This is a genomic window from Erythrobacter sp. WG, from assembly GCF_026586795.1.
Lineage (GTDB): Bacteria > Pseudomonadota > Alphaproteobacteria > Sphingomonadales > Sphingomonadaceae > Erythrobacter.
Map to the genome: position 1 here is coordinate 13,200 of NZ_JAPFGY010000006.1, position 15,416 is coordinate 28,615.

Consider the following 15,416-nt stretch of genomic DNA (forward strand, 5'->3'; position numbering starts at 1 on the left):
TTATGGATCCGATTTTCGAACACCTGATCTCCATCTGCACGAGCCTCACGGCCGTGTTCGTGATCTTGCATTGGGGCCAGACGCCTACTCGCGAACTCTCCACCATGCTTCGGCTCGCGCTGGCCTGCGCGGCTGCCGCATCAGGGCTGTTCTGGGTTGGGGCAGTGCTCTCGTGACCCTCGCCCTCCACACCAACGCCGCCCCGGCGCGGTTCGACCGGTCGGCCAGCCACCGCCGCGCGATGCTGGCGAAGATCCACGTCGCCAAGAAGGAGCTGCAGCTGGCCGATGACGACTATCGCCAGATCCTGCTCGATTCCGCCGGCAGAACCAGCGCGGGCGACTGCACAGAGGCCGAGCTGGAGAGGGTGCTGAAACGCCTCCAGGAGATCGGCTTCACGCCGCTCACCAAAGCAGGCGCGGCCCGCCCGGCGCAGCACCCGATGGCGCGCAAGGCGCGGGCGCTGTGGATCTCGCTCCACCACCTTGGCGCGGTCGAGAAGCCTTCCGAGCAGGCGCTCGAGGCTTTTGCCAGGCGGCAGCTCAAGTGCGAGCGGCTCGTCTGGGCCGACCAGTCGCAGGGCTACCGCCTGATCGAGGCGCTGAAGGCGATGGCCGAGCGCCATGGCTGGCCGCAGGTGGACCCGGCCGGACGGCCCTGGTCGCTGCTGAAGCTCAAGGAGCTGCTGTGCGAGGCGATCCTCGCCAAGCTGAAGGCGAGGGACATCGTCCCCGCCGACTGGACCCTCGATACTGCCGCCTTCCGGCTGTGCGGCATCGAACCCGGGGCGGAAGGCCCCATCACCGCCGAAGGCTACGACGCGATCGCCAGCGCCCTCGGCCAGAAGCTGCGCGCAGCGGGAGGTGTGAAGTGAAAGAGATTTCAGTCAAGATCGGGCAGCCGTGCAGGCTTGCTGACGCGCCGGATGGATGGGTTCTTTCGGGCGAAACGCTCTGCGTGAAGCATTCGGTGCGCGGACCCGGCGGGCAGGTCACTCTCAGCCTCTCATTGGTCGGCGTGCCGCCTTACGTGGCGGATGACCAGCGTGATGAGATCGTCACGCCGGTGACAATCGTGCTGCGGGGGTGACGGGATGAACGCCCAGACCACCATGCACCGCCCCGCGCCGATGCTCTACTGGCCCGGCGAGACCAACCGTTGCCCGTGCTGCGGCGGCAAGGCGTGGCACGTCGGCCGCGTCACCGCCGAGTGCGCCGCCTGCGAAGCCGCGCTCCCGCTCGCCCAGGAGCCGGGCGCTGGCGACCCCGTCTGGGAGCCCAAGCCGGCACAATGACCCAGCCCGCCGCCCCTCTCCCCCAGGTGCTCGACGATATCGCCCGCCTCGCGGGCGAGGACGCGGCGCGCAAGGTGGCCGAGGCGGTCGGCGGAACCCGCGTCTACATCCCGCCCGTTCCCGGCCCCGATCACTGGCTGTCGAAGCTTGTCGGGCTGGAGGCGGCGCGCAAGATCGGCGATCACTTCACCGGCGGCTTTGCCGGCACCCCGCTCGAGATCCCGCTCGCCGATACCGGCTTTATCGCCCGGATGCAGGCCAAGTGCGACGCGATGCTGCTCGCCGGAACCTACAGCGAGCGTGACATTGCCCGCGCTTGCGAATACACGATCCGCACGGTGCGCCGCCGCCGCGCCGCCCTGAAGCGGGCCGGCCAGCGCCTCACCGATCGCCGCCAGGGCGACCTCTTCGGGGCCTAGCCCGGACACTTGTCCGGGGCGAGCGCAGCCCCGATTTCCCCCATCCAGCGGTCCCATGACCGCTCACCTTCTCTCCGAACGGATGCTGCTCGAGATCGCCGAGCACGAAGGCCTCGTGCTCGAGGCCTATCTCGACAGCGTGGGCGTGTTGACGTGGGGCTTCGGCGTCACCGACAAGAGCGGGCACAAGGTCGATCGCTACCGCGGGAAGCGTTCGACGGTGGTGCGCGCGATCGAGGTCTATGAGTGGCTGCTGCGCACCAGGTACCTGCCGCAGGTGATCGCCGCCTTCCGCGGCCGCACGCTGACCGAGGCGCAGCTCACCGCCGCGCTCTCCTTCCACTGGAACACCGGCGCGATCGGGCAGGCTGACTGGGTGCAGTCCTTCCTGCTCGGCCGGCGCGACAAGGCATGGACCGAGTTCATGAACTGGTCCCGCCCGCGCGAGATCATCGCCCGCCGCAAGGCCGAGCGCGACCTGTTCTTCGACGGCCGCTGGAGCGGCGACGGCGTGGTGACGATGTACGAGCGCGTGCGCGCCAACGGCATCCCCGACTGGGGCAGCGCCCGCCCGATCGACATTCGCGACGAGGTCCGCGCCGCCCTGGCCAAGAACGCGGGGCAGGGCTGATGTGGATCGGTCTTAAACTGCTCGCCTCGGGCGCGCTCGAGAAGCTTCTCAGCGGCCTCTCAGGGCTCGCCAAGTGGCTCGTCAGCGACTGGCGCAACGCGCCGCTCGTGATCTGCGCGCTGATGTGGGCAGTGCATGCGCTGCTGATCGTGCCCGCGCGCGACCGCAAGATCACCGAAACCGAGCAGCTGCTCACCGCCACCCAGAGCGCTTTCGTCGACACCATCATCAGCTACCTCGCCGCCAGCGCGCAGGCGAAGCGCGATGCCGAGGCCAATGCCGCCCGCGTCGCCGCCGAACAGGAGGCCGTCACCCATGAAGTCACCCGCGATCTTCGCAGCGATCTTGCTGCTGTCTCTGCCCGCTTTGACCGGCTGCGGGCGCGAGACGCTGCAGTCGATCCCCGCCGTGCCGGACCGGCTGATCTGCCCGGCGCCGGCGACGCCGCCGGCCGGGCTGCTGGTGCGCCCGGCACTGAAGACCTTCGCTCCGCCGGAACGCTGAGCGCCTGCCCGCCGGGCCTCGTCTGCCTGACCTTCGACCAGGCGCAGCGCGCCAGCGAGGACGCGCACCGCCACGATCGCCTGATCGACTGGGTGGTTGCCCAGTCGCTGGTCTCCTTCACCCCGGAAGGTCCGCGCCGGTGACCGTTCCGATGGATCTGGGCGAGCGCGGCCTCGAGCGTGCCGAGGCCTTCGAGCGGCTCGAGAAGGACAGCGCCGTCGCGCGCATCCGAGAGAGCCTGGGCGGGATCGGCGACACCTTCTGCCTCGGCTGCGGCGAGCGGATCGAGGAGGCGCGGCGTCTGGCGCTGCCTTCGGCGAAGCGCTGCTTCGATTGTCAGACCGATCTGGAGCGCGGGAGATGACGGAGCCCCTGTCCTTCACCAAGTTCCTGTCGGTCTGGCTGCCGACGCTCGCCGTCGCGGCGGTGGTGCCGAGCGCCCAGACGCCGCTGGGCGACCGTTTCCTGGTCGACCTCGCCGGCCTGCCGATCCCGGTGGTGACCTGCATCCTCGGCCTTGTCGGCATCCTTGCCGCACGCCCCTTCACGATGCGCGCCGAGGCCGAGCTGGGCTGGCCGCTGCGCCTGCTGGTCACGTTCATCATGATCGTGCTCGTCGAACTGTGGATCATCGAGAACCGGCCGGGCTGGCTGTTCGCCTTCGTCGTGGCGATCGGCCTCGGCTTTTCCGGCTTCAGCCTGCTCGAGATGTTCGGCCAGCAGGTGAAGGCCTGGGTGCAGCGCGCGCTCGGCAAGGCCACCAACTCCAGTGAAGGACCCGATGGCCCATGAGCCCCAGTGACATCAGAGAGATCGCGATCATCGTCATCATCATCGCGGGCATGGCCGCGGCGATCTGGCGGGGCGGTGCGCGCAACCCGGTCGCGACCGGCGGACTGGATCGCAAGCTGACCGCGCTCTCCCACGAGCTGAAGACGCTCAACACCACCATCGGCAGCAAGATCGCGGGCGTCGAGATCAAGGTCGACGAGGTGGAGCGGCGGGTCGAGGCGATCGAGCGCGAGGCGGTCGGCGCGAAGGACATCAAGCGGATTGAGCGGGCGATCGACAAGCTCGCCCAGGCGCAGGCGGATTACGAGAGCCGCTCGCGCGCGATCTCCGACAAGCAGGCCGAGCACGCCGCAACCTCGGCCGAGACCGCCGCGACCGTCCGCCAGATTGCCAAGCAGGTCGACCTGATGATGTCCGTGGTCGTTCCGAAGGGGATGGAGAAGTGAGCCTCGCCGCCGACCTCGCCGCCGCGATCGCCCGGGAGGCGCGCCTCAGGATGCTGCGTGAGCTCGCCGGCCAGACCGACGGGCGCCTGTCCGACATCCTGCTGAAGCGCACCCTCGACATCTACGGCTACCGCCGCGACCGCGATTGGATCCGCACCCAGATGCGCAAGCTCGCCGAGCTGGGCGCGGTGTCCCTGCACGAGGCCGGCGACGTGCTGTTCGCCCGCATCGAGGGGCCGGGCCACGATCACCTCGAGGAGCGCAGCATCATCGAGGGCGTCATGCGCCCGTCAGAGGACCGCTGAGATGGCGCGGAAGCCCAAGCGCGAGGGCCGTGGGCACCTTTCGTCGATCGACATGCTGCCCGACGAGGCCGAGGCCGCGATCGTCTGGGCCAACGAGGCGCTGCGCGAGCGCAAGCTGCCGAGCGCGGTGATCCTGACCGAGTTCAACGAGCGGCTCGCCGATCTCGAGCTGCCGCCGATCAGCAAGAGTGCCTGGGGGCGCTATGCCGTCCGCAAGGCGATCCAGTTCCGCCGTCTTGACGAGATCCAGCGCATGGGCGGCGAGCTGGCCCGGTCGATGGAGGCCAAGGCCCCGGACGAAGTCACCGTCGCGGTGGCCGAGCTGCTCAAGGTGGCGGTGTTCGAGATCCTCGAGGACGGCGAGGTCACCACCAAAGGGGTGATGGAGCTCTCCCGCGCGCTGCAATCGGCGGTGTCGGCGCAGAAGACCTCGGCCGAATACCGCGAGCGGCTCGAGAAGGAGCTGCAGGCGCGCCTTGCCGCGGCCGCCAAGGAAGCCGGTGAGGTCGGCAAGCGTGCGGGCGTCTCGCCCGAGGCGATGGCCAAGATCACAAAGGCGATGACGCAGGGCGCCTCCTGATGGGCAACGCCAAGATCATCCCCGCCAACCCGGGTGCGGTCTTCCTGCCGTTCCAGTCGCGCTGGATCAAGGACGATTCCCGGCTGAAGCTGATGGAGAAGTGCCGCCAGATCGGCATCAGCTGGGCGACCGCCTACGCTGCCGTCGCGCGCACCGCGCTCGCCACCGCGCTCTTCGACCAGTGGGTCAGCAGCCGCGACGATATCCAGGCGCAGCTCTTCCTCGAGGACTGCAAGTTCTGGGCGGGGCAGGCGACGATCGCGGCCGAGGACCTGGGCGAGCAGCTGCTCGACCCGCGCGACCGGCAGACCGCCTACGTCCTGCGCTTCGCCAGCGGGCGCCGCATCAACTCGATGTCGTCCAACCCGAACGCGCAGGCCGGCAAGCGCGGGCCGCGCATCCTCGACGAGTTTGCGCTCCACTCCGATCCGCGCAAGCTCTGGACGATCGCCTACCCGGGGATCACCTGGGGCGGCGGGATGGAGCTGGTCAGCACGCACCGCGGCTCCAACAACTTCTTCAATCAGCTCGTCCGCGAGGTGAAGGAGCAGGGCAACCCCAAGGGCATCAGTCTGCACACCGTCACGCTCCAGGACGCGCTCGACCAGGGCTTCCTCTGGAAGCTCCAGCAGTACCTCGCGGCCGAGGACGAGCGGCAGGCGATGGACGAGGCTGCCTATTTCGACTTCATCCGCTCGGGCGCGGCCGACGAGGAGAGCTTCCTGCAGGAGTACATGTGCCGCCCGGCCGATGACGACGCGGCCTTCCTCGAGTACGACCTGATCGCCCGCTGCGAATACCCCGAGGGCAGCGACTGGAAGACCACCGAGGGCGGCACGCTGTTCGCCGGGATCGACATCGGCCGGAAGAAGGACCTCACCGTCGTCTGGCTGCTCGAGAAGCTGGGCGATGTGTTCTATACCCGCGACGTCGTCACCTTGCAGGGGCTGACCAAGCCCGAGCAGGAGAAGGTGATCTGGCCGATCGTCGAGCGCGTTCTGGCGAGCGGCGGGCGGGTCGCCCAGGACTACACCGGCCTCGGTATTGGCTGGGGCGACGATGCGCAGGCGCGGTTCGGCAAGTACCGCTACGAGAACGTCAACTTCACCGCGCAGACCAAGGAAGCGCTCGCCTACCCGGTGCGCGGCGCGATGGAAGACCGGCGGCTGCGCATCCCCTACGACGGCAAGATCCGCGCGGATCTGCGCAGCGTCACCAAGCAGGTGACCGGCGCGGGCAACATCCGCTTCACCGCCGAGCGGACGCCCGACGGCCACGCCGACCGCTTCTGGGCGCTGGCGCTGGCGATCCATGCCGGCAGCGATGCGAACGCCGCGCCCTGGCGCCCGGTGGCGAGCAGCCGCGACGGACAGGGTGACGTCCTCGACCTCGACGCGAACTGGATCCCGGCATGAAGACCGGCACGCACAACCTTGGCGCGAATGCCTTCTCCACGCTCACGCTGGTCACGATCGCCGAAGGTTCGGTGCTCATCCGCCAGACGGGAGCGGGCCGCATGCACAACATGACCCTGTCTGCGGAGCAGGCGAAGATGCTGAAGGACGTCCTCTGATGAGCAACGGCAACTTCCTCACCAAGGCGCTTGCCCGCGTCACCACCTCGCTGACCCAGATGCGCCACGCCGCGCAGTCGCTGTTCTTCGGCGGGCTGCTGAAGCGCACCCGGTTCGACTATGCGCGCGAGGTCGGCGACATGCTCGACGCCTCGGTGGTGATGGCGCCGATCCAGTGGCTCCAGCGCGCGCTGCCAGAGGCGCGCCTCGCGATGCGCGAGCGCAAGCAGGGCGGCAAGCTCGAGCCGGTCGAGGAGCACCCGCTGCTCGAGCTGATCCGCAACCCCAACCCCTTCTACGGCGATATAGCGCTGTGGGGCGGCGCAATCCTCAGCTACTGCACCGGCGGGGACGGCTACTGGATCAAGGTCCGCGACATGGCCGGGTTGCCGGTCGAGCTGTGGTACGTCCCGCACTGGATGATGGAGCCCAAGGCCGGGCTCGACGGCAGCGTGTTCCTCTCGCACTACGAGTACACGCCCGGGACCGGCATGGGGAAACTCTACCTCGATCCCGCCGACGTCATCCACTTCCGCCACGGCCTCAATCCGCGCGACCTGCGCCGCGGCCTGTCGCCGCTCCAGGGGGTGATCCGTGAAATCTTCGCCGACATCGAGAGCAGCAACTTCGTCGCCAGCCTCCTGCGCAACATGGGCGTGCCCGGCGTCGTCATCAGCCCGAAGGGCGGGGCGATGCCGACGCCCGAGGACGTCCAGGCGACGAAGACCTGGTTCCAGCAGACCTTCAGCGGCGACGGCCGCGGCGGCACGCTGGTGATGGGCGCGCCGACCGACGTCACCCAGTACGGTTTCAACCCGCAGCAGATGGAGCTGAGCGGCGCGCGGGACGTGGCAGAGGAGCGGGTCTGCGCCGCGCTCGGCATCCCGGCCGCGGTGGTCGGCTTCGGCGCCGGGCTCCAGCAGACCAAGGTCGGCGCGACGATGGAGGAGCTGCGCAAGCTCGCCTGGCACAACGGCGTGCTGCCGCTCGGCCGCGCGCTGATCGACGAGCTGCAGCGCAGCCTGTTGCCGGACTTCGAGCGCGCGAACCGCGGTCGCAGGCTCGAGCTGTACTGGGACACGGACGAGGTGCTCGCCCTCCAGGAAGACGAGGCCAAGGTTACCGAGCGCAAGCTCAATGAACTGAAGGCCGGGGCGATCACGCTCTACGACTATCTGACCGAGACCGGCCGCGAGGCGGACGACACCCACAAGTACTACATGCGCCCGATCGCCATGCTCGAGGTGCCGCTAGCGGAGGCTGGGAAGCCGCGTGAAGCGCGCCAGGCAGGGCAGGCAGGAGACGTTCAGTACGCGACGCGCGGCCAGCTCGCCGGAACCGAGCCGATGCCCAAGGCGCTCCCGGCGCCCGCCCGCAAGTCTGCGTCCCTCGGCGACTGGCTCCCGGCCGACGCGCGCGCTGCAAGCGAAGACGAGCTGGCCAGGGCCGAACCTGTCGCGCGGCTGATGAACCGCATGGCCCGGCCGCAGAGCGAAGCCTTCGCCCAGGCGCTGATCCCGCTGTTCCAGGACTGGGGCGACACCGCCGGCCGGATCGCCGGCGACGTGTTGCGCGCGCGGGGCTTCAAGGAAGGCGCTATTGATCAGGCCAAGGGTCAGAAGGCGGAGCCCGATCCCGAGCTGATCAACCAGATCATCGACCTCCTCAACATCGAGGCCTGGGAACAGGGCCTGTCGTCCCGCTACCAGGCGCAATACCTCGGCATCGCCCGGCAGGTGGCCGAGACCCTGCAGGAAGCCGGGTTCGGCACCGGCCTGCCGGATCCGGTCATGCGCCAGATCATCGCCGCCGGGGGGACCCGGGCGGGGCTGGTCGACGTGCCGGCCCATACCCGGCAGGCCATCTTCGAGGCGCTTTCGGCCGGCATCGAGGAGGGCGACGGGATCCTGGCGCTCGCCAACCGCATCGCCAACCAGGTCGAGGGCGGGCACTGGGGCAACGCCGAGACGCGCGCCCGGGTGATCGCCCGCACCGAGACCCAGTTCGCCCAGAACCGTTCGATCCTCGAGACGGCGCGCGCTGCCGGCGCGGCCGAGCTGGTGGTGTTTGACGGAATTTTCGGTGAGCCGCGATCGGAGCTCAGCCACATCGCGCGCAACGGCAAGATCGTCTCGGCCGAGGATGCCCGGATCATGGCGGAGAACATGCGCCCCAACTGCACCCTCAGCTTCGTTCCCCACTTCTCGCTCTAGGAGCCCGACCATGCAGACCAAGAACCTGACCGTCACCGAGATGGGCGAGACCGGCAAGGGTCTCGCGATCCTCGCGCGCCTCACCGAGGTGGATCACGACGGCGACACCTATGCGCCCGGCGCCTTCAGCTGGAAGGGCGGCGAGCAGTGGTGCGCGCTGATCCACCAGCACGATCGCTACAAGATGCCCTTCGGCAAGGCCCGGGTCTACGAGGAGGGCGACATCGCTTTCGCCGAGCTGCACCTCAACCTCGAGACCCGCGCCGGGCAGGACTGGCACAAGACGCTCCTCTTCGACCTCGCCACTGGGAAGGCGGTGCAGGAGTACTCCTACGGGTTCAACGTGATCGACGCCGACTTCCAGGTGCGCGGCGAGGACCGGGTGCGGGTGCTGAAGCGGCTCGACGTCCACGAGGTCTCGACCGTGCTGCGCGGCGCCGGGCGCAACACCGGCACGCTGACCATGAAGGAGCTGAAGGAGGCCGGCTTCGCGCCGCTGATCGGCGGGCTTGGCGAGCTGGCGGAGGCGCTGAAGCAGGATCCCCAGGCGCTCACCGCAACCGGACGCAAGCAGCTGGAGGAGATCCACGCCCGGATCGGTGCGGCGCTCAACCCGGAAGAGCCGGAAACCGCGGCCAGGGCCAAGGCCGCGATCGAGAACGAGATCGCCCGGCACATGACCCGCGAAGCGCGCCTGAAGTTCGCCCCCGCTAGGAGCCGCCAGAAAGCCTCAGGATCGATTTGAGGCCCGTCCCCCGCCAAAACGGGGTGACGGGCTTCTTATGGCCTCTGAAATCGGCCCTAAGGGGTGTTTCAGCTGCGTGCTGCATGGCTGGCCTATCGCTTCGCTGCTTGAGGCCCTGTCGCCCGACGCCTACTCCGATGATGTCTGCGCCAGGAACAGGCCGACGGCCTCGCGAAACGCAAGCCACCGCTCACGCTCCATCGGCCGCTTCTCGGGAAAGTCCTGAACGAGGTCGGTCGCGGCCTGGAGTTCGGGAAGGTCGGCGCGGGAGACAACCTCGATCGCGGCATTGCGGACATAGATCCACCAGATGCGCTGATCGGGCTGGAAGTCGGGCAGGTGCTCGATCCGAATGAATGTCCTGCGCAGCTCGTCGAGGTCTCGCATGGCCGGCGCCTAGCAGGCGCGGTGGCAATTGCCCATCGGCCGCTTTGCCGCTAGGTAGCTGGCATCCCCGCATCGCCGGCAATCCACGCGCCCGGACATCTGTCCGGGGCGAGCGCGCGCGCCCATGCCGTCAATACGTCTCCACCGGTTTCAGCCGGGCCTGCCCGGCTCGGCCCCAGTGGAGAAAACGCGATGTCCGATATCAAGAACCTCACCCGCAAGGAGGCCGAGGAAAAGCTCCAGACCCGCCAGGCCGATCTCGCCAAGGTGTTCGAGGCGGCGAGGACCGACGACGGCTATGACTACAGCAAGGCCGTGAGCGTCGTGTCCGGCGCGAGCGACGCGATCGCCGTGGCCGAGCACGTCAAGGCGCTCAACGCCGAAGCCGACGAGCTGGCCAAGCACGTCGAGACCTTCCGCGAGGCCGACAAGGCCGCCGCCGACTTCGCCGCGCGCGGCAAGGCCCGTCCGGGTTTCGTCCACCCCGGCCAGGGGCAGGGCGGCCAGCCCGCCAACCGCAACCAGTTCAAGTCGATCGGCGAGCAGCTGGTCAACTCGCCCGAGTTCAAGGAATGGTACGGCCAGCGCTCGCCCCAAGGCGCGACCGTGCAGTTCGGCGACATGCTGCCTTCGGAGTTCCTCGCGAAGGCGGCGGCCTTCGAGACGATGGGCAGCAAGGCGCTGATGGCGACCACCTCCGGCTTCGCGCCGGAGAGCATCCGCCTCCCGGGCTTCGTCGAGGCGGTCACCCGCCCGATCCAGCTGCTCGACATCCTGCCGATGGGCAATGTCAGCCAGGCGGCGGTGCCCTACATGGAGGAAACCACCCGCACCCACGCCGCGGCCGAGGCCGCGGAAGGCGCGGCCTTCGCCGAGAGCACCTTCGTCTTCACCCAGCGTTCGATCAGCGTCGTCAAGATCACCGACAGCCTGCCGGTGACCGACGAGCAGCTCGAGGACGTGGCGCTGATCGAGAGCTACGCCAACTCCCGCCTCGCCTACGGCGTGCGCCAGCGGCTCGACGGCCAGGCGATGACCGGCAACGGCACCGCGCCCAACATGCGCGGCATCCTCAATACCGTCGGCATCCAGACGCTCGCCCGCGGCACCGATCCGCAGATGGACGCGCTCTACAAGGCGATGGTCCGCATCCGCACGATCGGCCGGGCCCTGCCGACCCACCACGTGATCCACCCGCTCGACTGGCAGGACATCCGCCTGACCCGCACCGCAGACGGGATCTATATCTTCGGCTCGCCGATGGAGAGCGGTCCGGAGCGCCTGTGGGGCCTGCCGGTGGTGCAGAACGAGGCGATCGCCGAGAACACCTCGCTGGTCGGCAGCTTCGAGCCCAGCTGGATCACCCTGTTCGAGCGCCGCGGCATCGACATCCAGGTCGGCTACACCGGCAGCCAGTTCACGCAGGGCATCCGCACCATGCGGGCCGACATGCGCGCCGCGCTGGTGCTGTTCCGCCCGGCGGCCTTCCACACCGTCACCGGCATGTGATGAGCCCCCGCGACCGGGCAACGCCCCCGCCCGGTCGCAACTCCGCTGGGGCCGGTGTTCCCCCCCTGTTGCACCGGCCCCGGCTTCCCCGGCGGCTCTTTCCCCGAGCCGCCCGGCAAGCCCCTTCAGGAGAGCCCCATGTCCATTACCCAGTCAGGCTTCAACCGCACGGTCGCCAATGCAGTCGTCCCCGGCGGACCGATCGGCAACATCGCCGTCCCCGGCATTCGCCACGGCGACACGCTGCTGAGCGTCGTCTCGGTCACCAGCGCCAACCCTCCGGTGCCGACCGATCGCATGGCGAACGCCTCGATACCCGCCGGCAGCGAGGGGCGCATCGCGATGGCGGCGGTCAACACCACCGGCCTGCACCTCGTTGTGACCTGGGCGAAGGCCCAGTGATCCAGTTTCCAAAGGAGAACACGACCATGTCCCAGAACGTGATCGCCGCCGAGCGGCTTTACCTGACCGCCGACAAGGAGCAGCTGGTCGCCGACGGCGACGAGCGCGCCGCCTTCCTCTACGCCACCGAGGGCGACGAGATCCCCGAGGAGATGGCCAAGAAGTTTGGCCTGGTCGACGGCAAGCTGAAGTCGAAGAAGGCGGCCGAGCCGAAGACCGAGACCAAGAGCGCCGCTGGCGCCCAGTCGAAGCCGGCCAAGCCCGCCGCGACCAAGCCGGCCAAGTCCGCCGCGACCAAGCCGGCCAAGTCCGCCGCGACCAAGCCCGCCGTCGAGGGCGAGAACAAGCCCGCCGAGGGCGGTGAGACCAAGGCCGCCGGCGACGGCGAGACCAAGGCGGCCTGATCGTGTCGATCACCGTCCGCATCATCACGGGGGAGAGCGCGGCAGCCGTGCTCTCCTACCCGCGCCAGGATGGCGAACCGGTCGAAGGGGCCGAGTTCACCGAGGTGGCGCGTGTGCCCGCCTTCAGTCAGCACGACGTGACCGCCGATGCCTCGCACGACGTGCTGGTGATCGCGATGCCTGCGGACGGGCCTGCCGAGGCTGCGGCCCGGGCGGAGGCCGCCTGACATGACCCTGCTCGACCGTGTCCGCCTGCGCGTCGCGACCGATCTGCCGGACGAGGAGCTGGAGGCGATGATCGATGCGATCGCGCTCGAGCTCGACGCTCGCTTCGGCGGGGCGGGCGCGATCACGGTCGAGCTGGGCGATCCGCTGGACCCCGCCTCGCGCTTTCGCACCACGCTGCGCCTCACCCGCCCGGCCGATGTCGCGCAGCCGATCACCGTGACCGAGATCGATCCGGGCAACACCGGCAATGCCGCCGACGAGAAGGTGCTGGCGCCTTCCGACTTCCGGCTCACCCACGGCGGCCGCACGCTCCAGCGCCTCACCGGCGGGCCGAACGGCCTGCCTTACTGGGCGCCGCTGGTGCGGGTCACCTACACGCCGGTCGGTCTCGCCGCCGCGCGCGACGAGGTGACCATCAAGCTCATCGCCCTCGACCTCAGCTACCGCGGCGCGCTGCGGAGCGAGCGGGCGGGCGATTACCAGTTCACCCTCTCGGGCGACATGGCCGCCGATCGCGAGGCGATCCTGCGCACGCTCGAGGACCGGCGCGGGATGATGATGGCATGAGGCGCGCCGTCATCTCCGCCTTCGCCGCGATTGCCGCCTGGGTGACCTTCGAGCTGCTCAGCGATCTTCGGAGCCGATCGTGATCGCCGGCCGCCTCACCATGCTCGCCCGGGTCGAGCGCAACACCGCAACCGGCATCGACAGCTGGGGCAACCCTGTCGCGCCGGCCTTCACCGTGCACCATGCCGCGCTGCCGTGCTTCGTGTGGTCGAAGGCCGCGAGCGAGCGGGCCGACGGCACCAAGAGCACCAGCACCGAGACCTTCGGCATCATGATCGGCCGCGACGCGGACCTGAGAGCGGACGACGAGATCGCGATCGTCATGGACCGGCTCGGCCGCACGCTGATCCCCGGCCGGCTGAAGGTCGAGGGCCCGGTGCAGTTCAAGCACACCCACCGCGAAGCCGCGCTGGAGCGCATTGCCTGATGGCGAGCGAGAGCCTCACATGGAACGGCCCGGCGCTCACCGCGCGGATGCGGGAGGCGCAGAAGATCGGCGTCAACGCGACGATGTCGGAGGCGGCCCGGCACGCCCGGCGCAACCACACCTGGCAGAACCGGCAGGGCCGGCTCGAGGCGTCGATCAACATCGTCGCGCCCGCCCGCGAGGACGGGGCCGGGGTGGTCGGCACCTGGGGATCGACCGACGTGCGCTACGCCCTGATCCATGAGCTGGGCGGAGTGATCGTGCCGGTGCGCGCCAAGGCGCTGAAGATCCCGCAGCCCGACGGCAGCTTCCGCTTCGTCAAGAGCGTCCGCATCCCGCCGCGCCCCTACCTGCGGCCGGCTGCCGATGCGGTCTATCCGAAGCTCGCCAGCAACATCAGGGCCGCTTTCGAGAAGGCTTCAGGACCTTCTCAGGGAGGCGTGAGCGATGTCTGAGACGGCCGATCTCGAAGGCGGCCTCGTCGCCTATCTGAAGACCATTCCCGCGGTCGCGGTTCTGACGGCCTCGCGCATCTTCGCCGGCGAGCTGCCCGCGGCCGAGACGGCTTCCATGCCGCGCAAGGCGATCGTCATCAGGGGCTCGGGCGGGATCTCGCTGACCGGCGAGAGCAGGCTCGAGCACGACACCCAGCGCGTCGACCTGTTCGCCTTCGGCGAGACCCCGCGCGAGGCGGCCCGAGTGATGCGCGCCGCCGCGCTCGCCCTGCGCCGTCTGGAGCGGAGCGTCCACGCCGGCTGCCTCCTGCACTGGGTCAACGCGGCGAGCGGTTCGCTCTCCGGCCGCGAGCCCGAGACCGAGTGGCCCCGCCAGTTCCAGTCCTTCCAGGTCATGCACGGCCTGCTGACAATCGAGGAGTAATATCATGACCCCCTTTGAAATCATCGGCGCCCCGCTGACCCTGTGGGTCGCCCCGATCGGCACCGCCTTCCCCACGATCTCCGCCGCGCCGGGCGTGGGCTGGACGCTGGTCGGCACCAACGGCGATCGCAACTACGAGAACGGCGGCGTCACCGTCACCCACCGCAAGACCTACGACAAGGTCCGCACTGCTGGCGCCACCGGCCCGGTCAAGGCCTTCCTCAGCGAGGAAGACCTGATGTTCGGTGTCACCCTGCTCGACATCACGCTCGAGCAGTATGCGCTCGCGCTCAACGGCAACACCATCACCACCGTCGCGCCGGCGACCGGGCAGCCCGGCACCAAGCGGATCGGCCTCAGCGAAGCGCCGGGCCTGACCAAGGAGTACGCGCTGCTCGCCCGCGGCCTGTCGCCCTACAACGAGGCGCTGGGCATGCAGTTCGAGATCCCGCGCTGCTTCCAGTCGGGCGCGCCTGCCCCGGTGTTCCGCAAGGGCGGGACCGGCGCCGGCCTCGCGCTCCAGTTCGAGGCGCTCGAGAACCTCGCCGCGACCAATGCCCAGGAGCGTTTCGGCGTGATCCGCGCCGCGCACCTGCCCGGCCTCTGAGCGGAGCGCCTGACCGATGGACAACGCCCGCGCCCCGCTGCTCGACCTCGGCACGATCGTCGAGCGGCCCTTCATCACCATCGACGGCAAGCCCTTCGAGCTGCGCAACACCGACGAGCTGAGCGTGGCCGAAAGCCTGCGCTTCGGCCGCTGGGGCAAGCGGCTCGAGGAGCTGCAGGCTGACGGCGGCGAGGAGATCGCCGAGGAGCTGGACGCGCTGGTGGCGACGATGGCGCGGGCGATCCTCGTCGACGTGCCGGACGAGGTCTTCGCCGGCCTCTCCGGCACCCATCGATGGGCGATCATCGATGTTTTTACCGGGCTCCTGCTGCGGACCAAGCTGAAGGTGGCAGGAGCGATGACGACAGCGACTGGTCCGATACCGAACGGCCTTGGGAGCCTGACTGGGGCATCATTCTCCCCCGGCTCGTCCGTTTCTACGGCGGGAGCATCGGCGACTGGCTTCACCGCACGCCTGCGGCGGTGGTTCGGGCGTTCCTGAAG

General features: G+C 69.2%; 27 protein-coding genes. 26 read left to right on the plus strand and 1 reads right to left on the minus strand.

Annotation, left to right across the window (positions count from 1 at the left end; all coding sequences use genetic code 11):
• Positions 1 to 2 precede the first annotated feature (2 nt).
• Genes OPU67_RS04505 through OPU67_RS04580 form a run of 16 tightly spaced genes read left to right on the plus strand, consistent with a single transcriptional unit; the run spans position 3 to position 9,502 of the window.
• The gene (locus tag OPU67_RS04505) at positions 3 to 176 is read left to right on the plus strand and encodes a hypothetical protein (protein WP_267617883.1); all 174 of its coding nucleotides are present in this window, start codon (positions 3 to 5) and stop codon (positions 174 to 176) included.
• Positions 173 to 874, plus strand: a complete 702-nt coding sequence (locus OPU67_RS04510; RefSeq protein WP_267617884.1) for a gp16 family protein — start codon at positions 173 to 175, stop codon at positions 872 to 874. Before OPU67_RS04505 ends, OPU67_RS04510 begins: the two co-directional genes overlap by 4 nt.
• Positions 871 to 1,089: a hypothetical protein gene (locus OPU67_RS04515; RefSeq protein ID WP_267617885.1), complete on the plus strand. Its 219-nt coding sequence runs from the start codon at positions 871 to 873 to the stop codon at positions 1,087 to 1,089. Before OPU67_RS04510 ends, OPU67_RS04515 begins: the two co-directional genes overlap by 4 nt.
• Before the next feature lie 4 nt (positions 1,090 to 1,093).
• Positions 1,094 to 1,294: a hypothetical protein gene (locus OPU67_RS04520; RefSeq protein ID WP_267617886.1), complete on the plus strand. Its 201-nt coding sequence runs from the start codon at positions 1,094 to 1,096 to the stop codon at positions 1,292 to 1,294.
• Entirely contained in the window at positions 1,291 to 1,713 is a 423-nt protein-coding gene (locus tag OPU67_RS04525; RefSeq protein WP_267617887.1) for a hypothetical protein, read from the plus strand. Before OPU67_RS04520 ends, OPU67_RS04525 begins: the two co-directional genes overlap by 4 nt.
• Positions 1,714 to 1,768: 55 nt before the next feature.
• On the plus strand, positions 1,769 to 2,344 hold the full coding sequence (locus OPU67_RS04530) for a lysozyme (protein ID WP_267617888.1): 576 nt from the start codon (positions 1,769 to 1,771) through the stop codon (positions 2,342 to 2,344).
• Positions 2,344 to 2,991, plus strand: a complete 648-nt coding sequence (locus tag OPU67_RS04535) for a hypothetical protein (RefSeq protein ID WP_267617890.1) — start codon at positions 2,344 to 2,346, stop codon at positions 2,989 to 2,991. The genes OPU67_RS04530 and OPU67_RS04535 overlap by 1 nt, the downstream gene beginning before the upstream one ends.
• Positions 2,988 to 3,212: a TraR/DksA C4-type zinc finger protein gene (locus tag OPU67_RS04540; protein WP_267617892.1), complete on the plus strand. Its 225-nt coding sequence runs from the start codon at positions 2,988 to 2,990 to the stop codon at positions 3,210 to 3,212. The genes OPU67_RS04535 and OPU67_RS04540 overlap by 4 nt, the downstream gene beginning before the upstream one ends.
• Positions 3,209 to 3,640, plus strand: a complete 432-nt coding sequence (locus OPU67_RS04545; protein WP_267617893.1) for a hypothetical protein — start codon at positions 3,209 to 3,211, stop codon at positions 3,638 to 3,640. The genes OPU67_RS04540 and OPU67_RS04545 overlap by 4 nt, the downstream gene beginning before the upstream one ends.
• A complete protein-coding gene (locus OPU67_RS04550) occupies positions 3,637 to 4,086 on the plus strand; it encodes a hypothetical protein (RefSeq protein ID WP_267617895.1) in 450 nt (149 codons plus the stop codon). Before OPU67_RS04545 ends, OPU67_RS04550 begins: the two co-directional genes overlap by 4 nt.
• A complete protein-coding gene (locus OPU67_RS04555) occupies positions 4,083 to 4,391 on the plus strand; it encodes a hypothetical protein (RefSeq protein WP_267617897.1) in 309 nt (102 codons plus the stop codon). Before OPU67_RS04550 ends, OPU67_RS04555 begins: the two co-directional genes overlap by 4 nt.
• Position 4,392: 1 nt before the next feature.
• Positions 4,393 to 4,971, plus strand: a complete 579-nt coding sequence (locus tag OPU67_RS04560; protein WP_267617899.1) for a phage protein Gp27 family protein — start codon at positions 4,393 to 4,395, stop codon at positions 4,969 to 4,971.
• A complete protein-coding gene (locus OPU67_RS04565; RefSeq protein ID WP_267617900.1) occupies positions 4,971 to 6,386 on the plus strand; it encodes a terminase large subunit domain-containing protein in 1,416 nt (471 codons plus the stop codon). Before OPU67_RS04560 ends, OPU67_RS04565 begins: the two co-directional genes overlap by 1 nt.
• The gene (locus OPU67_RS04570; protein ID WP_267617901.1) at positions 6,383 to 6,544 is read left to right on the plus strand and encodes a hypothetical protein; all 162 of its coding nucleotides are present in this window, start codon (positions 6,383 to 6,385) and stop codon (positions 6,542 to 6,544) included. The genes OPU67_RS04565 and OPU67_RS04570 overlap by 4 nt, the downstream gene beginning before the upstream one ends.
• Positions 6,544 to 8,757 (plus strand): phage portal protein, encoded by a 2,214-nt coding sequence (locus OPU67_RS04575; RefSeq protein ID WP_267617902.1) that lies wholly within the window; start codon positions 6,544 to 6,546, stop codon positions 8,755 to 8,757. Before OPU67_RS04570 ends, OPU67_RS04575 begins: the two co-directional genes overlap by 1 nt.
• A 10-nt stretch (positions 8,758 to 8,767) precedes the next feature.
• Entirely contained in the window at positions 8,768 to 9,502 is a 735-nt protein-coding gene (locus OPU67_RS04580; protein ID WP_267617904.1) for an HK97 family phage prohead protease, read from the plus strand.
• Positions 9,503 to 9,631: 129 nt separating this feature from the next.
• Here OPU67_RS04580 and OPU67_RS04585 read toward each other — a convergent pair whose 3' ends face one another.
• Positions 9,632 to 9,889, minus strand: coding sequence for a hypothetical protein (locus OPU67_RS04585; RefSeq protein WP_267617905.1), 258 nt, complete (start codon positions 9,887 to 9,889; stop codon positions 9,632 to 9,634).
• 192 nt (positions 9,890 to 10,081) lie between these two features.
• Between OPU67_RS04585 and OPU67_RS04590 the strand changes: the two genes are divergently transcribed.
• The 10 genes from OPU67_RS04590 to OPU67_RS04635 all read left to right on the plus strand — a co-directional run bounded on the left by OPU67_RS04590 (position 10,082) and on the right by OPU67_RS04635 (position 15,414).
• Positions 10,082 to 11,398: a phage major capsid protein gene (locus tag OPU67_RS04590; protein WP_267617906.1), complete on the plus strand. Its 1,317-nt coding sequence runs from the start codon at positions 10,082 to 10,084 to the stop codon at positions 11,396 to 11,398.
• Positions 11,399 to 11,536: 138 nt separating this feature from the next.
• Positions 11,537 to 11,800 (plus strand): hypothetical protein, encoded by a 264-nt coding sequence (locus OPU67_RS04595; RefSeq protein ID WP_267617907.1) that lies wholly within the window; start codon positions 11,537 to 11,539, stop codon positions 11,798 to 11,800.
• A gap of 26 nt (positions 11,801 to 11,826) precedes the next feature.
• Positions 11,827 to 12,204: a hypothetical protein gene (locus tag OPU67_RS04600; RefSeq protein WP_267617908.1), complete on the plus strand. Its 378-nt coding sequence runs from the start codon at positions 11,827 to 11,829 to the stop codon at positions 12,202 to 12,204.
• Between the two features lie 2 nt (positions 12,205 to 12,206).
• Positions 12,207 to 12,431, plus strand: a complete 225-nt coding sequence (locus OPU67_RS04605; RefSeq protein ID WP_267617910.1) for a hypothetical protein — start codon at positions 12,207 to 12,209, stop codon at positions 12,429 to 12,431.
• 1 nt (position 12,432) lies between these two features.
• Complete coding sequence (locus OPU67_RS04610; RefSeq protein WP_267617911.1) at positions 12,433 to 12,999, plus strand: hypothetical protein; 567 nt, start codon at positions 12,433 to 12,435, stop codon at positions 12,997 to 12,999.
• A gap of 79 nt (positions 13,000 to 13,078) precedes the next feature.
• A complete protein-coding gene (locus OPU67_RS04615; RefSeq protein WP_267617912.1) occupies positions 13,079 to 13,426 on the plus strand; it encodes a hypothetical protein in 348 nt (115 codons plus the stop codon).
• Positions 13,426 to 13,881: a hypothetical protein gene (locus OPU67_RS04620; protein ID WP_267617914.1), complete on the plus strand. Its 456-nt coding sequence runs from the start codon at positions 13,426 to 13,428 to the stop codon at positions 13,879 to 13,881. Before OPU67_RS04615 ends, OPU67_RS04620 begins: the two co-directional genes overlap by 1 nt.
• The gene (locus OPU67_RS04625) at positions 13,874 to 14,305 is read left to right on the plus strand and encodes a hypothetical protein (protein WP_267617915.1); all 432 of its coding nucleotides are present in this window, start codon (positions 13,874 to 13,876) and stop codon (positions 14,303 to 14,305) included. Before OPU67_RS04620 ends, OPU67_RS04625 begins: the two co-directional genes overlap by 8 nt.
• 4 nt (positions 14,306 to 14,309) lie before the next feature.
• A complete protein-coding gene (locus OPU67_RS04630) occupies positions 14,310 to 14,912 on the plus strand; it encodes a hypothetical protein (RefSeq protein ID WP_267617916.1) in 603 nt (200 codons plus the stop codon).
• A 16-nt stretch (positions 14,913 to 14,928) separates the two neighbouring features.
• Positions 14,929 to 15,414, plus strand: a complete 486-nt coding sequence (locus tag OPU67_RS04635; protein WP_267617918.1) for a hypothetical protein — start codon at positions 14,929 to 14,931, stop codon at positions 15,412 to 15,414.
• The last annotated feature ends 2 nt before the right edge of the window (positions 15,415 to 15,416 follow it).

Coding starts and splice junctions, on each gene's coding strand:
- OPU67_RS04630 (WP_267617916.1), top strand. CDS start 14,310: ATGACCCCCTTTGAAATCATCGGCGCCCCGCTGACCCTGTGGGTCGCC.
- OPU67_RS04625 (WP_267617915.1), top strand. CDS start 13,874: ATGTCTGAGACGGCCGATCTCGAAGGCGGCCTCGTCGCCTATCTGAAG.
- OPU67_RS04520 (WP_267617886.1), top strand. CDS start 1,094: ATGAACGCCCAGACCACCATGCACCGCCCCGCGCCGATGCTCTACTGG.
- OPU67_RS04600 (WP_267617908.1), top strand. CDS start 11,827: ATGTCCCAGAACGTGATCGCCGCCGAGCGGCTTTACCTGACCGCCGAC.
- OPU67_RS04610 (WP_267617911.1), top strand. CDS start 12,433: ATGACCCTGCTCGACCGTGTCCGCCTGCGCGTCGCGACCGATCTGCCG.
- OPU67_RS04620 (WP_267617914.1), top strand. CDS start 13,426: ATGGCGAGCGAGAGCCTCACATGGAACGGCCCGGCGCTCACCGCGCGG.
- OPU67_RS04565 (WP_267617900.1), top strand. CDS start 4,971: ATGGGCAACGCCAAGATCATCCCCGCCAACCCGGGTGCGGTCTTCCTG.
- OPU67_RS04545 (WP_267617893.1), top strand. CDS start 3,209: ATGACGGAGCCCCTGTCCTTCACCAAGTTCCTGTCGGTCTGGCTGCCG.
- OPU67_RS04535 (WP_267617890.1), top strand. CDS start 2,344: ATGTGGATCGGTCTTAAACTGCTCGCCTCGGGCGCGCTCGAGAAGCTT.
- OPU67_RS04635 (WP_267617918.1), top strand. CDS start 14,929: ATGGACAACGCCCGCGCCCCGCTGCTCGACCTCGGCACGATCGTCGAG.
- OPU67_RS04595 (WP_267617907.1), top strand. CDS start 11,537: ATGTCCATTACCCAGTCAGGCTTCAACCGCACGGTCGCCAATGCAGTC.
- OPU67_RS04525 (WP_267617887.1), top strand. CDS start 1,291: ATGACCCAGCCCGCCGCCCCTCTCCCCCAGGTGCTCGACGATATCGCC.
- OPU67_RS04560 (WP_267617899.1), top strand. CDS start 4,393: ATGGCGCGGAAGCCCAAGCGCGAGGGCCGTGGGCACCTTTCGTCGATC.
- OPU67_RS04580 (WP_267617904.1), top strand. CDS start 8,768: ATGCAGACCAAGAACCTGACCGTCACCGAGATGGGCGAGACCGGCAAG.
- OPU67_RS04530 (WP_267617888.1), top strand. CDS start 1,769: ATGACCGCTCACCTTCTCTCCGAACGGATGCTGCTCGAGATCGCCGAG.
- OPU67_RS04505 (WP_267617883.1), top strand. CDS start 3: ATGGATCCGATTTTCGAACACCTGATCTCCATCTGCACGAGCCTCACG.
- OPU67_RS04575 (WP_267617902.1), top strand. CDS start 6,544: ATGAGCAACGGCAACTTCCTCACCAAGGCGCTTGCCCGCGTCACCACC.
- OPU67_RS04570 (WP_267617901.1), top strand. CDS start 6,383: ATGAAGACCGGCACGCACAACCTTGGCGCGAATGCCTTCTCCACGCTC.
- OPU67_RS04585 (WP_267617905.1), bottom strand. CDS start 9,889: ATGCGAGACCTCGACGAGCTGCGCAGGACATTCATTCGGATCGAGCAC.
- OPU67_RS04550 (WP_267617895.1), top strand. CDS start 3,637: ATGAGCCCCAGTGACATCAGAGAGATCGCGATCATCGTCATCATCATC.
- OPU67_RS04590 (WP_267617906.1), top strand. CDS start 10,082: ATGTCCGATATCAAGAACCTCACCCGCAAGGAGGCCGAGGAAAAGCTC.